The following is a 12,795-nucleotide window of genomic DNA, read 5'->3' on the forward strand; positions in this document are numbered from 1 at the left end:
GTCTTTAGTAAGAAAAGCGGACATCGCTGAAATTGATGACCGGTGCCGCTGCGCTGGCCGCGCCGGTCTCGCCGCCTTCATCGAAGAGCAGACGATGGATGCGCTGCGCGGTCTGCTGGAAGCCCACGCCACCCAGGCTGGACAGATCGTACTGGTGGCTGTTGATCTCGGCGCGTACGCGGCCCGGATGCGGCGAGAGCAGCAGGATGCGGTTGCCCACCACCAGTGCCTCTTCGATGGAGTGCGTCACGAAGAGCAGGGTGAAGCGCACCTCATCCCACAGCGCCAGCAATTCTTCCTGCATCTTGCGGCGGGTCAGCGCATCGAGGGCGGCGAAGGGCTCATCCATCAACAGCATCTTGGGTTGCATCGCCAGTGCGCGGGCAATCGCCACGCGCGCCTTCATGCCGCCCGAGAGTGTATGCGGATAGGCATCGGCAAAGCGCGCCAGGCCGACCTTCTCCAGGTAATGGCGGGCGCGCTCGGCGGCTTCGCGCTTGCCCAGCGTGCGCGAGGCCAGCAGCGGAAACATCACGTTCTGCAGCACCGTCTTCCACGGCGGCAGCTGGTCGAATTCCTGGAAGACCACGATGCGGTCCGGCCCCGGCTGATGCACCACCTGGCCATCGAGACGGATCTCGCCACCGGCCGGCGGCAGGAAGCCCGCGACCGATTTGAGCAGGCTGGACTTGCCGCAGCCCGAGGGCCCCAGCAGCACGAAGCGATCCGCCGGATGCACGTCGAAACTGACTTCATGCGTGGCCTGCACCACGGCCGTGGCGCTGCGGTATTGCAGGCTCACGCGGTCCACCTGCAGCAGCGGCTGCAGGCTGGCGGCGGCGCTCACGCTGGCGGTTTCAGCTGCCGGGTTGTGCATACGCTTCCTCGAAGAAGTAATCCTTCCAGCTATTGGCGCGATTCTTCAGCACGCCCAGCGCATGCAGCTGCTCGGCATAGACGAAGGTGCGCTCGGGCGAGACGGTGAAGTTGATTTCCGGGTCTTCCACGATCCTGCGCACGAACTCCGGCGCGAGCTTGGACTTCTGCACGCGGATGAAGGTATCGGCTGCCTTGGCCTTGTTGTTGCGCACGAACTCGGCCGCTTCCACCAGCGCCTTGTAGAAGGCACGGGAGGTCTTGGGGTTTTCGTCGTGGAATTTCTGGGTGGTGTAGAGCACGTTGAAGGTCGCCGGTCCACCCATGATGTCGTAAGAGCTGATGACCTTGTGCACCTTCTTGTTTTCCAGCGCCTGGTACTGGAAGGGCGGGCTGGAGAAGTGCGCATTGATTTCCGAGCCGCCCGCGATCAGGGCCGCCGTGGCATCCGGATGGGAGAGGCTCACGCTGATGCTGTCGAAGCGCTTGAAATCTTCCTTGCCGAATACCCTGGCGGTCTCGATCTGCAGCGTGCGCGACTGGAAGCCCACACCTGCCGCCGGGACGGCGATGCGATCCTTGTCGCTGAAATCCTTGATGGTCCTGACATTGGGATTGTTGCTCAGCAGGTAGTTGGGCATGGAGCCCAGCGAGGCAATCGCCTTGACGTTCTGGCGGCCGCGCGTGCGGTCCCACAGCACCAGGGCCGGCGGCGCACCGGCCGAGACCACGTCCAGGGCCCCGGCCAGCAGGGCTTCGTTCATGCCGGTGGCGCCCGACAGGCTGGTCCACTCGACCTTGATGTCCACGCCTTCCTGCTTGCCGTATTTTTCGATCAGCTTCTGGTCCTGCACCACGTCGAGGATCAGGTAGCCGATACCGAATTGCTGGGCGATGCGGATGCTGCCTTCGGCGCGCGCCATCAACGGCGCACCCAGCAGCGACAGCGCCAGGGTGGTGGTGAACAGACGCCGCAGGCGCCCCTTGGAAGAGAGTCGTGTAGTCATGGTGTCCTGTACTGTGGAGGCAGGCCGGCTTCGGTGGAGAATCCGGCAGTGGATGTGCGGTGTCGGCTTAGAACCGTCATGGTGGTAAAACGCGGTTCTTTATTCGTTCGGAGTATATAAAGGGCAGGGGAGAAAGAAAAACTCGATTACCGCATATCGATATGCGGCCGGGGTATAGGCCGCAAGCCCTTGTCCGGCGCGGCTTGCGGGCGATATGAAGGTTTTTGCGGCAGTGCAATTCCGGAACCGCGTCCGTGCGCGGCTGTCAAGTTCCGCAAGCCAGGCGAGAGGCGCGCGCGCAACGCCAGGAGGTCGTCAGCGGCATTTTGAGCGCACCACGGGTAGAGTGCGCTAAAGTACGCGTCCTGCCCGGACAGTGGCCAGCCCTCCCCGCCGAGGGTGGCGTCTGCCCCCAGAACCTGTCCGCCGGCACTCTATTTGAAGAAGCAAAGGGAGCAAGATGGGTTCATCTCATACCAATTCAGGCCTTTCCCTCCGGTCGACCAAATTCCACCTGATTACCCTGGCGGCGCTGGGTGTGGTGTTCGGCGATATCGGTACCAGCCCGCTGTACGCATTGAAGGAATGTTTCAGCCCCGACCATGGCATCGCCTTTTCCCCGGGCGCGGTGCTGGGCATCATCTCGATGCTGTTCTGGTCGATCTCCATCGTGGTCACCATCAAGTACGTCATGTTCGTGCTGCGCGCCGACAACAACGGCGAAGGCGGCGTGCTGGCGCTGATGGCGCTGTCGCTGCGTTCAGCCATCTCAGGATCGCCGCGCGCCAAGCTCTTGATGATGCTGGGTGTCTTCGGTGCCTGCATGTTCTATGGCGACGTCGTCATCACGCCGGCCATCTCCGTGCTCTCGGCGGTGGAAGGGCTGGAGATCGCCGCGCCGAGTACGGCGCATGCGGTCATACCGCTCACCTTGGCGATCGTGGTGGTCCTGTTCCTGATCCAGCGGCATGGCACCAGCGTGGTGGGCCGCTTCTTCGGGCCGGTGATGTTCCTGTGGTTCTTGTCGCTGGCGCTGCTGGGCCTCTACAACATCGTCAAGGCGCCGGAAGTGCTGGTGGCGATCAACCCGTATTACGCCGTGCACTTCATGGCCGAGCACTCGCTGCAGGCCTTCATCGTGCTGGGTTCGGTGGTGCTGGTGCTGACCGGGGCCGAGGCGCTGTATGCCGACATGGGCCACTTCGGCATCAAGCCGATCCGCTACGCGTGGCTGTTTACGGTCATGCCCTCGCTGCTGATCAATTATTTCGGCCAGGGGGCCAACCTGATCGCCAATCCCAAGGCCATCACCAACCCCTTCTACCTGATGATCCCCGAGCCGCTGGTGCTGCCCATGGTGGTGCTGGCCACCTGCGCCACCGTGATTGCGTCGCAGGCGGTGATCTCGGGCGCCTTCTCGCTGACCAGCCAGGCCATCCTGCTGGGCTTCGTGCCGCGCATGCGCATCCTGCATACCTCCGAGGATGAACAGGGCCAGATCTACATTCCCCTGATCAACTGGATGCTGCTGGTGGTGGTGGTGGCGGTGGTGCTGGCCTTCAAGAAATCCGACAACCTGGCTGCCGCCTACGGGGTGGCCGTGACCACCACCATGGTGATCACCACCATGCTGCTGGGCGTGGTGATGCGCCACATCTGGAAGTGGCGCATGCCGGCCGTGGTCGTGGCCATCGGCTGCTTCCTGGTGGTCGACGTGGCCTTCTTCGCGGCCAACCTGCTCAAACTCACCGAGGGTGGCTGGTTCCCGCTGGTCATCGGCGGCGCGGCCTTCTTCCTGTTGATGACCTGGTACTCGGGCCGCATGCTGCTGCGCATGCGCATCAAGGATGACGGCATTCCCATCGAGCCCTTCATCGAAGGCCTGCTGGCGCATCCGCCGCATCGCGTGGGCGGTACCGCCGTCTTCATGACCGGCAACATCGCCACCGTCCCGGTCGCCCTGCTGCACAACCTGAAGCACAACCGCATCCTGCATGAGCGCGTGTTCTTCCTGAAGATCAGCATCTGGGACGTGCCCTACGTGGCCGACAGCGAGCGCCTGACCATGAAGGAGCTGGGCGGCGACGTCTACCTGCTGCGCGCGGCCTTCGGTTTCAAGGAAGCGCCGGAAGTGCAGAAGGTCATGACGCTGACCGAACAGCAGTTCGGCCATCACTTCGACCTGATGGATACTTCCTTCTTCCTGGCGCGCGACACGGTGGTGCCGAGCAAGCTGCTGGGCATGTCGCTGTGGCGCGAGCGCCTGTTCGCATGGATGTACCAGAACGGCGCCAAGCCTTCGGACTTCTTCCACATCCCGGCCAACCGCGTGGTGGAGCTGGGCACCAAGGTGGAAATCTGAGCGGCACAGCACTGGCCGCGTGAGGCAAAGGCAGGGCCGTCCTTCGGGGCGGCCCTGTTTTTTTTTGCGGAGGCGCCGGGAATTATCGTGGCGGCAGCGTGATGGGCAGCGGTGAGGTTGGCTTGACCTCTTCCAGGCAGATCATGGAGCGCAGCCCGGCCACGCCGGGGACCTGCATCAGCCGGTCGGTGAGGAAGTGCGACAGGCTCTTGAGATCCTGCGAGACCACCTTGAGCAGGTAATCGAAGTCACCCGAGATGGTGTAGCACTCGACGATTTCGGGAAAGGCCTTGATCACCTTTTCCACTGCGCGCACCTGCTTGAATTGCGCCCGGTCCAGCGAGAGCGACACGAAGGCCGTGACATTGAGCCCGACCTCAGCCGGCGCTACCAGGGCGGCATAGCGGCGGATCACGCCCTGCTCCTCCAGCGCACGCACGCGTCGCATGCACTGCGGCGGCGAGAGGTGGATGCGCTCGGCCAGGTCGACGTTGCTGATCTGGCCGTCGGCTTGCAGCAGTTCCAGGATCTTGATGTCGATCTTGTCCATATGATTCATCGCGGCGAAATAATATTTCGTCATCATGGCAAATCATGACGAAAAACGAAAGCCTGTTTCGCTCCGTTGTAGATAAGATTTCATCCATCGCCACTGCCGAGGCAGCCCCTGCACAAGAGGCTGATGCATCATGGTCAAGTACATCGGAACGTCAGACCTGCAAGCCCATCTGGCCACGTATCCCTTGCCGGAGGTGATCGGCGGCATGGTGCAATACCTGCGCGAGGACTTCCTGCGCTGGCCGCAATTCGACAAGAGCGCACGCGTGGCCAGCCACTCGGCGCGCGGGGTGATCGAGCTGATGCCCATTTCGGATGGACGCTGGTATGCCTTCAAGTACGTCAACGGCCATCCCGCCAATACGGCGCAGGGTTTGCTGACGGTCACCGCCTTCGGCGTGCTGGCCGAGGTGGCCAGCGGCTATCCGCGCCTGCTGTCGGAACTGACCCTGACCACGGCCTTGCGCACGGCGGCGACCTCGGTGCTGGCGGCGCAGCACATGGCGCGCCCGAACAGCCGCAGCATGGCACTCATCGGCAATGGTGCGCAGGCGGACTTCCAGGCCATTGCTTTCCATACCCAGCTGGGTATCACGGAGTTGCGGCTCTTTGATGTCGACCCGGCTGCCACCGACAAGCTGGTACGCAACCTGCGGAACTGGCCTGCGCTGCGGCTGGTCCGCGCACGCAGCACGGCCGAGGCGGTGGCCGGGGCCGACATCGTCACGACGGTCACGGCCGACAAGCGCCGTGCCGTGATCGTGCATCCGGACATGATCGAAGCCGGCATGCACATCAATGCCGTCGGTGGCGATTGCCCCGGCAAGACCGAATTGCATCGGGGCGTGCTGGAGAAAGCGCGCGTGGTCGTGGAATTCGCACCGCAATCGCGTATCGAAGGGGAAGTGCAGCAGATGCCGCCGGACTTTGCCGTGACCGAACTGTGGGAAGTGCTGGCCGGCAAGGCAACCGGCCGCCGCGATGCCCATGAAGTGACGGTCTTCGATTCGGTCGGTTTCGCGCTGGAGGATTTCTCGGCGCTGCGCTACCTGGATGACCACATCGATGCGCATCAGGCGCAGCAGATCGATCTGGTCCCCGCACTGGACAACCCCAAGGACCTGGTTGGCTTGGCCATCCCCGTCCTTCCCTACAAGGAGCAGGCAAACGCATGAACAAGATCAGGATGATGGGCGCCCCCACCGACGTGGGCGCCAGCCGCCGTGGTGCCTCCATGGGCCCGGCCGCCCTGCGCGTGGCCGAACTGCAGCGCAGCCTGCAGCAGCATGGATTGGAAGTGATCGATGGCGGCGACCTGGGCGGTCCGGCCAATCCGCAGCAGCCACCGGTGCAGGGATTGCGCCATCTGGAACAGGTGGTGCAGTGGAACCAGGCCGTCTTCGATGCGGTATCGGGCAGCCTGGCCGAGGGCGAAGTGCCGCTGCTCATGGGCGGTGACCATGCCCTGGCAGTCGGGTCGATTGCCGCCGTGGCGCGTCACTGCCGCACCCACGGCAAGGACCTGCGCGTGCTGTGGCTGGATGCCCATGCCGATGCCAACACCAGCCAATCCACCCCGACCGGCAACATCCATGGCATGCCGGTAGCCTGTCTGCTGGGCGTGGGGCCCGACGCGCTGACCCGCATGGGCGGCCAGACGCCGGCCATGCAGCCGCAGCAGATCTGCCAGATCGGCATCCGCAGCGTGGACCGCGAAGAAAAGCGCCACCTGCGCGAACTGGGCGTGCGCGTCTTCGACATGCGCCACATCGATGAATACGGCATGCGCGCCACCATGCAGGAGGCGCTGGCCGGCATGGAGCCGGATACCCACCTGCACGTGAGTTTCGATGTGGATTTCCTCGATGCCGCGCTGGCTCCGGGTGTGGGCACGGCCGTCCTGGGCGGTCCGACCTATCGCGAGGCCCAGCTGTGCATGGAGATGATCGCCGATACCGGCCGTCTTGCTTCGCTGGACGTGATGGAACTGAACCCGGCCTGCGACGTGCGCAACCAGACCGCTGAGGTGGTGGTGGACCTGGTCGAAAGCTTGTTCGGGAAATCCACACTGATTCGCTGAGTTTGGCTGGCGCCTCTCATTGCATGCAATTGGAGGTTGAAGGATTGCGGGCAATGCCCGATCATTCAGGGTTTTGTCGCGTCCGGCGGGCAGGAGCAGGGTAGTCACCTGGCATTCCCGTGCGCCGGGAAGCGCCCGCACGCCGGGGCGGAAGCGATGTGCGCACGCATCTTGCTCTCCCGGTTCACTCCTCCGTCAGAAAGAAGTCATCATGTCCTTCAAGAAATTGTTCACCCTGGCCGCCAGCGCGCTGGCCCTGTCCTGTGCTGCCGGCAGCACCTTCGCGGCTGACCAGACCTACGTGGTCGGCGCCGGCGGTACCTACCGCCCCTTCGAATTCGAAACCCCGAAGAAGGAACTGGTCGGCTTCGACATCGACCTGATCAAGGCCATCTCGCAAGCGTCCAACTTCAAGATCCAGCTGGTGAGCACGCCCTGGGAAGGCATTTTCGCCACCCTCGGCCAGGGTGACCGCGACATCATCATCTCCGGCATCACCATCACCGACAAGCGCGCCCAGATGGTCGACTTCTCGCTGCCGTACTTCCCGGCCGAGCAAGTCATCATCACCAACGCCGATGCCAAGATCACCTCGCTGGCCGACCTGAAGAAGACGCAAGTGGCCGTGGTCAACTCCACCGCCGGTGACATCGTGGTCTCCGAAGAACTGGGCAAGGCCAGCACCGCCATCCACCGTTTCGACAACACCGTGCTGATGCTGGAAGAACTGTATCGCGGCGGCGTTGACGCGGCCGTGGGCGACGTGGGCGTGATCAAGTTCTACATCAAGAGCCATCCCGAGAAGAAGTTCAAGGTCGTCGGTGACACCAAGTTCGTGCGCCAGTACTTCGGTATCGCCGTCAAGAAGGGCAACAAGGAACTGCTGGACAAGATCAACGCCGGCCTGAAGCAGATCGTCGCCGATGGCACCTACGCCAAGATCTACAAGACCTGGTTCGACGGCGAAGTCCCGACCCTGCCGCTGAAGTAATCCTTCCGGCCCCGGCCCCCGTTGGCCGGGCGCCTGCCTGAGCGCCGCTCCGCCGGGGTGCGGGGCGCGCTGCCTGTCCTGCTTGTTCCGCGTTTTTCGCGTTCCCTGCTTTTCTTAACCTCTCCGTTTGAACGGATTCATCATGCATTCCTTCTTCCAATGGGAAATCATCGGCGAATACGCGCCGCTGTTCGTCGAAGGCACCTGGATGACCCTGAAGGCCGCGATCATCTGCGTCATCGCCGGCACCTGCTGGGGCCTGGTGCTGGGCGTGGGCCGCCTGGCCGAGGCACGCCATGGTTTCTGGAAATATTTCCTGTGCTACTGCGTGCAGTGGCCGATTCGCTTCTACGTCAGCTTCCTGCGCGGCACACCCTTGTTCGTGCAGATCCTGCTGATCCACTTCGCGCTCATGCCGATGTTGATCAACCCCAGCGGCGGCCTGATCCTCTCGGGCGACCTGGCGCGCGAGATCCGCTCGCACTACGGTGCCTTCGCTTCGGCGGTGCTGGCCATCACGCTCAACTCGGGCGCGTATGTCTCGGAGATCTTCCGCGCCGGCATCCAGTCCATCGACCGCGGCCAGAGCGAAGCCTCGCGCTCGCTGGGCATGAGCTACCTCGGCACGCTGCGCCGCGTGGTGCTGCCGCAGGCCTTCCGCCGCATGCTGCCGCCGCTGGGCAACAATGCCATTGCCATCGTCAAGGATTCCTCGCTGGCCTCGGCCATCGGCCTGGCTGAACTGGCCTATGCAGCGCGTACCGTCTCGGGCGCCTATGCACGCTACTGGGAGCCGTACCTGACCATCTCGGTGATCTACTGGGTCATCACGCTGGCACTGGCGGCGCTGGTACGCCATCTGGAAGCACGTTACGGCAAGGGAGATGCACGATGAGCACGATGATCAAGGTCAATCAACTGCAGAAGCGCTTCGGCCAGGCGCACATCCTGCGCGGTATCGATTGCGAGATCCGCGCGCGTGAAGTGGTGTGCGTGATCGGGCCGTCGGGCTCGGGCAAGAGCACTTTCCTGCGCTGCCTCAACGGGCTGGAAGAAGTCAGCGATGGCGACATCTTCATCGAAGGCGTCAAGCTCAATGATCCCAAGGTCAACCTCAATGCGCTGCGCGCCGAGCTGGGCATGGTGTTCCAGCGCTTCAACCTGTTCCCGCACATGACGGTGCTGGAAAACCTGATCATGGCGCCCATGCAGGTCAAGAAGCTGTCCCGCCGCGAAGCCGTGCTGGTGGCCGAGAAGCTGCTGCAGAAGGTGGGCCTGCTGGAGAAGATCGACGCCTTCCCCAACCAGCTCTCCGGCGGCCAGCAGCAGCGCGTGGCGATTGCCCGCGCGCTGGCGATGGAACCGAAGGTGATGCTGTTTGATGAACCCACTTCCGCGCTGGACCCGGAACTGGTGGGCGAAGTGCTGACCGTCATGAAGCAACTGGCCGAGGAAGGCATGACCATGGTCGTGGTCACGCACGAGATGGGCTTTGCCCGTGAAGTGGCGGACCGGGTCTTCTTCATCGACCAGGGCGTCATCATGGAAGAAGGACCGCCGCAGCAGGTGCTGGGCGAGCCTGTCCATGAGCGCACGCGCGATTTCCTGCGCAAGGTGCTGTAAGCGACAACGAAAAACGCCGGGATTGCTCCCGGCGTTTTTCGTTGCAGGCTCAGTGATGCGCCCCCAGCACGATGGCCCCCGCTGCAATCACCGCGCAGGACAGTACGCGCCGCAGGGTCAGCTTCTCGCCCAGGAAGAGCGTGCCGATCAGGAGCGCAAACAGTACCGAGGTTTCGCGCAGCGCCGAGACCATGCCCATGGGGGCGAGCGTCACGGCCCAGATCACGATGCCGTAGGCCAGCAGCGACATCATGCCGCCCGCCAATCCGATCCAGCTGTCCTTGTGGGATAGCACTACTGGCGAGCGTCCATGCTTGTACTGGTAGAGCAGGGCCAGCGGAATGCTGTCGGCCACGAACAGCCAGCCCGCATAGGCGATGGCATCGCCCGCGAGCCGTGCGCCGATGCCATCGGTGATGGTGTAGGCCGCAATGAAGGCGCCGGTCGCCAGCGCCGCCAGCGGACCGGACAGGTGCTCGCGCTGGCGCATGGCGCGCAGGTTGGCCAGGCTGACGATGCCCAGCGAGACCAGGGCGATGCCGATCACGGTATACATTCCCAGCTGCTCTCCGGCGAACACTGCCGCGCCCAGTGCCACCAGCAAGGGCGAGGAGCCGCGTGCAATCGGATAGGACTGGCCGAAGTCGCCGATGCGGTAGGCGCGAATCAGGAACAGGTTGTAGCCGGTGTGCAGAAGACCCGAGAGCAGGATGTAGAACCAGCTCTCCGCCTGCGGCCACGGCCGCCACAGCACCAGCGGGATCGCCCCCAGGCCCGCGCCCAGGGTCATGAGCGAGAGCGAGGCCAGGCGGTCCTGGCTGCTCTTGAGCAGGGCGTTCCAGGAAGCGTGCAGCAGTGCGGCGGCCAGGACCAGGGCGATGACCGGGAGCGTCATGCGCGGCTGCCCGGCAGCGCCTGCGCATCCAGGTCGGCCACCACGCGCCACAGCGCATGGCCCGACGCCAGGTACTTGCGCTCGAAGGGTGTGATGGGCTGGTCGGGTTGCCAGGCCTGGGCATCGAAACTACCCGCAGTGAGCTGGTTCAGGGCTGATGTGAACTCTTCGACATAGATGCGCCAGTTGCTGCGGCATTCCAGCTGGCCGCCCAGCGCCACGATGAAGGGAAACACCGGATGGCCTTGCCAGCGCCGGGACAGGTGGCCGATCTTGGGCCAGGGATTGGGGTAGAGCAGGTAGTGCCGCGCCGGACGCAGCCCGGCTTGGTGTGCCAGGCGCCAGTAATCGACCAGGTCGGCGCGCACGAAGCACAGGTTCGCGGGTTCCGGGCCGTCCCAATGCGTATTGCGGGCCAGGCGGTCGGCCGACTGGTCGATGCCGATGACGAAATGATCCGGGTATTGCGCCGCCAGGTGCAGCGTCGACAGGCCCACGCCACAGCCGGTATCGAGGATCAGCGGCGCCTCGCCCGCGGCGCGCCAGGCTTCCATGCTGGCATCGAAGGCGCGCTGGTTGTAGTCGGTGACGGGTTTGCGGAACGGATGGGCGGGATCGGCGTGGCGCGCCACCAGGGCGGCCAATTGCTCATGCACGCCGGTCTGGGCGCTGCTGATGGGGGATGAATTCACGACAAGGCGGTCAAGGCGGCAAAACGCCATTTTAATGGACGCCGCCTGCCTGCCGCTGATGGCAAGCTGACCAAAAGAGAACGCCGCGCAGTGGGCGCGGCGTCATTGCCTGCAGAACGGGAGGGTTGACCCGATCAGTGCAAGGTCATGGGATGACGCATCATCACGTCATAACGGCTCAGGAAGTTGTCGATATCGTCCATGGTGGGTTCGGACGCGATCAGCTCCTGGACATCCTTGCGGAACAGTTCGGCCGCCGGGCCATCGATGTAGATTTCACGCTGGCCGGACTTGTCCATGATCTCGTAGCCGCCGAAGCGCAGGGCTTCGTGGTCGGAATCGGCACCGAATTCGACGACGCTGTACTGCTCACTGTTGTAGATCAGGTTCATAGTGACTCCTTATGCTGGAATACTGCTTCGAAAAGGAAGTGGCGCCTTCACCGTAAATTTCAAGACCCTTCACCTGGGCCGCGCCTCGTGTGCATCTCTGCTACTTCGATACAGCTCCCTCGGGGAACGCCGCGTCGCTTGCGCTCCTGGGTCTGTTGACGGCAGTGTTACGGAAAAACTTTGATGCCTGCCGTGTTGCCTTTCCGCATGCACTAAATCTTGCATGTTTCTTCATGATGCACTGTCACCTGCTGAAGATAGATGACAAGCCTGCCCGGAAGTTCATCGCCCTGCAGCAGGCCGGGTTGCGGCCTGGCAAGCCTCATCACGCCTTCAGCATGCCGCTGTCGGACGCAAAAGAACATCAGGAAATTTCTGACGCCGCCACACCCCTGTGGCGGACTGCACCCCAACACTTGGCCAGACTACCAAAAGAAACGGGATCGCGCTGCGATCCCGTTGTCTTGATGTTCATGCCGGCGTGGTTCAGTGATTCTTGCGCGCCAGCTTGCCCGGTTCCACACCGAGCTGCTTGAGCTTGCGGTAGAGGTGGGTGCGTTCCAGGCCGGTGCGTTCGGCTACGCGTGTCATGCTGCCGTTTTCGCGTACCAGGTGGTATTCGAAATAGGCGCGTTCGAAGGCATCGCGGGCTTCGCGCAGCGGCAGGTCGAAGGAGATGTTGGCGGCATTGTCGGCGACCTGCCCGAAGGGTGCGGCGGCCGGCGTGCCGTGATGCAGCGGTTCGCTGCCCAGTGCGGGCGCATAGGCGGCCACCGGGGCGACATGTTCGGGGGTGTGCAGGCCTTCGGTCGCACCATTGGCCACGGCCGCCACCGGGGCCGGGCGGTAGCTGGCCGGGCGCACCGCTTCGCGGCTGTGCGACAGGCCCTGCTGCACGGCCTTGAGCAGCTTTTGCAGCGCGATCGGCTTTTCCAGGAAGTTCAGTGCGCCGATGCGGGTGGCTTCGACGGCGGTGTCGATGGTGGCGTGGCCGGACATCATGATGACCGGCATGGTCAACAGGCCATCGCGCTGCCATTCCTTCAGGAGCGTGACGCCGTCGGTATCGGGCATCCAGATGTCGAGCAGCACGAGGTCGGGGACACCGGCCTGGCGAAGCTCGCGTGCCTGCTGCGCGTTTTCCGCAGTGGTCACGACATGCCCCTCATCGCCCAGAATTTCTGAGAGCAATTCGCGGATACCCATTTCGTCATCGACGACCAGGATGTTAGCCATGTGCTGCTTTCCTCGCTGCTAGTTCATTGTCCAAGTTTTCGATCTTGTTCCGGGCCGGCGCGCTCGACGCGGCGTTAACGAGC

Annotated in this window: 13 protein-coding genes; 6 read left to right on the forward strand and 7 right to left on the reverse strand. The window is 63.5% G+C overall.

Features of this window, described 5'->3' with window-relative positions; translation table 11 throughout:
- Positions 1-4 precede the first annotated feature (4 nt).
- Together CEJ45_RS21900 and CEJ45_RS21905 are read right to left on the reverse strand one after the other, a co-directional pair.
- Positions 5-877, reverse strand: a complete 873-nt coding sequence (locus CEJ45_RS21900; RefSeq protein WP_088757173.1) for an ABC transporter ATP-binding protein — start codon at positions 875-877, stop codon at positions 5-7.
- Positions 858-1,883 (reverse strand): ABC transporter substrate-binding protein, encoded by a 1,026-nt coding sequence (locus CEJ45_RS21905; RefSeq protein WP_088757174.1) that lies wholly within the window; start codon positions 1,881-1,883, stop codon positions 858-860. Before CEJ45_RS21905 ends, CEJ45_RS21900 begins: the two co-directional genes overlap by 20 nt.
- A gap of 460 nt (positions 1,884-2,343) precedes the next feature.
- Between CEJ45_RS21905 and CEJ45_RS21910 the strand changes: the two genes are divergently transcribed.
- Positions 2,344-4,245 carry a potassium transporter Kup gene (locus CEJ45_RS21910; RefSeq protein ID WP_088757175.1) on the forward strand — a complete coding sequence of 634 codons (1,902 nt, stop codon included), beginning with the start codon at positions 2,344-2,346 and terminating at the stop codon, positions 4,243-4,245.
- An 82-nt stretch (positions 4,246-4,327) separates the two neighbouring features.
- On the opposite strand, the gene CEJ45_RS21915 is transcribed toward CEJ45_RS21910, so the two are convergent.
- Positions 4,328-4,795 (reverse strand): Lrp/AsnC family transcriptional regulator, encoded by a 468-nt coding sequence (locus CEJ45_RS21915; RefSeq protein WP_083859554.1) that lies wholly within the window; start codon positions 4,793-4,795, stop codon positions 4,328-4,330.
- A 139-nt stretch (positions 4,796-4,934) separates the two neighbouring features.
- Here CEJ45_RS21915 and CEJ45_RS21920 point away from each other — a divergent pair, with 139 nt between their 5' ends.
- The 5 genes from CEJ45_RS21920 to CEJ45_RS21940 all read left to right on the forward strand — a co-directional run bounded on the left by CEJ45_RS21920 (position 4,935) and on the right by CEJ45_RS21940 (position 9,497).
- Positions 4,935-5,978, forward strand: coding sequence for an ornithine cyclodeaminase (locus CEJ45_RS21920; RefSeq protein WP_088757176.1), 1,044 nt, complete (start codon positions 4,935-4,937; stop codon positions 5,976-5,978).
- Complete coding sequence (gene rocF, locus CEJ45_RS21925) at positions 5,975-6,883, forward strand: arginase (RefSeq protein WP_088757177.1); 909 nt, start codon at positions 5,975-5,977, stop codon at positions 6,881-6,883. Before CEJ45_RS21920 ends, rocF begins: the two co-directional genes overlap by 4 nt.
- 211 nt (positions 6,884-7,094) lie before the next feature.
- On the forward strand, positions 7,095-7,874 hold the full coding sequence (locus CEJ45_RS21930; RefSeq protein WP_088757178.1) for a basic amino acid ABC transporter substrate-binding protein: 780 nt from the start codon (positions 7,095-7,097) through the stop codon (positions 7,872-7,874).
- A 142-nt stretch (positions 7,875-8,016) separates the two neighbouring features.
- Positions 8,017-8,769 (forward strand): amino acid ABC transporter permease, encoded by a 753-nt coding sequence (locus CEJ45_RS21935; protein ID WP_034332175.1) that lies wholly within the window; start codon positions 8,017-8,019, stop codon positions 8,767-8,769.
- Between the two features lie 5 nt (positions 8,770-8,774).
- Positions 8,775-9,497, forward strand: a complete 723-nt coding sequence (locus tag CEJ45_RS21940) for an amino acid ABC transporter ATP-binding protein (protein WP_088757204.1) — start codon at positions 8,775-8,777, stop codon at positions 9,495-9,497.
- 49 nt (positions 9,498-9,546) lie between these two features.
- Here CEJ45_RS21940 and CEJ45_RS21945 read toward each other — a convergent pair whose 3' ends face one another.
- From CEJ45_RS21945 to CEJ45_RS21960, 4 genes are all read right to left on the reverse strand, one after another.
- Positions 9,547-10,392: a DMT family transporter gene (locus tag CEJ45_RS21945; protein ID WP_088757179.1), complete on the reverse strand. Its 846-nt coding sequence runs from the start codon at positions 10,390-10,392 to the stop codon at positions 9,547-9,549.
- Positions 10,389-11,084, reverse strand: coding sequence for a tRNA (guanine(46)-N(7))-methyltransferase TrmB (gene trmB / locus CEJ45_RS21950; RefSeq protein ID WP_088757205.1), 696 nt, complete (start codon positions 11,082-11,084; stop codon positions 10,389-10,391). The genes CEJ45_RS21945 and trmB overlap by 4 nt, the downstream gene beginning before the upstream one ends.
- Before the next feature lie 134 nt (positions 11,085-11,218).
- The gene (locus tag CEJ45_RS21955; RefSeq protein ID WP_034332163.1) at positions 11,219-11,476 is read right to left on the reverse strand and encodes a BTH_I0359 family protein; all 258 of its coding nucleotides are present in this window, start codon (positions 11,474-11,476) and stop codon (positions 11,219-11,221) included.
- A 486-nt stretch (positions 11,477-11,962) separates the two neighbouring features.
- Positions 11,963-12,712 carry a response regulator gene (locus tag CEJ45_RS21960; protein WP_088757180.1) on the reverse strand — a complete coding sequence of 250 codons (750 nt, stop codon included), beginning with the start codon at positions 12,710-12,712 and terminating at the stop codon, positions 11,963-11,965.
- Positions 12,713-12,795: the final 83 nt, after the last annotated feature.

Origin of the sequence: Herbaspirillum aquaticum (assembly GCF_002213425.1) — a bacterium.
GTDB classification, from domain to species: Bacteria; Pseudomonadota; Gammaproteobacteria; order Burkholderiales; family Burkholderiaceae_D; genus Herbaspirillum; species Herbaspirillum aquaticum.

Excerpts from the sequence above, each read along its gene's own strand:
- CEJ45_RS21960 (WP_088757180.1), bottom strand. The coding sequence starts at position 12,712 with ATGGCTAACATCCTGGTCGTCGATGACGAAATGGGTATCCGCGAATTG.
- CEJ45_RS21910 (WP_088757175.1), top strand. The coding sequence starts at position 2,344 with ATGGGTTCATCTCATACCAATTCAGGCCTTTCCCTCCGGTCGACCAAA.
- CEJ45_RS21935 (WP_034332175.1), top strand. The coding sequence starts at position 8,017 with ATGCATTCCTTCTTCCAATGGGAAATCATCGGCGAATACGCGCCGCTG.
- CEJ45_RS21920 (WP_088757176.1), top strand. The coding sequence starts at position 4,935 with ATGGTCAAGTACATCGGAACGTCAGACCTGCAAGCCCATCTGGCCACG.
- CEJ45_RS21900 (WP_088757173.1), bottom strand. The coding sequence starts at position 877 with ATGCACAACCCGGCAGCTGAAACCGCCAGCGTGAGCGCCGCCGCCAGC.
- rocF (WP_088757177.1), top strand. The coding sequence starts at position 5,975 with ATGAACAAGATCAGGATGATGGGCGCCCCCACCGACGTGGGCGCCAGC.
- CEJ45_RS21940 (WP_088757204.1), top strand. The coding sequence starts at position 8,775 with ATGATCAAGGTCAATCAACTGCAGAAGCGCTTCGGCCAGGCGCACATC.
- CEJ45_RS21905 (WP_088757174.1), bottom strand. The coding sequence starts at position 1,883 with ATGACTACACGACTCTCTTCCAAGGGGCGCCTGCGGCGTCTGTTCACC.
- CEJ45_RS21955 (WP_034332163.1), bottom strand. The coding sequence starts at position 11,476 with ATGAACCTGATCTACAACAGTGAGCAGTACAGCGTCGTCGAATTCGGT.
- CEJ45_RS21930 (WP_088757178.1), top strand. The coding sequence starts at position 7,095 with ATGTCCTTCAAGAAATTGTTCACCCTGGCCGCCAGCGCGCTGGCCCTG.
- CEJ45_RS21945 (WP_088757179.1), bottom strand. The coding sequence starts at position 10,392 with ATGACGCTCCCGGTCATCGCCCTGGTCCTGGCCGCCGCACTGCTGCAC.
- CEJ45_RS21915 (WP_083859554.1), bottom strand. The coding sequence starts at position 4,795 with ATGGACAAGATCGACATCAAGATCCTGGAACTGCTGCAAGCCGACGGC.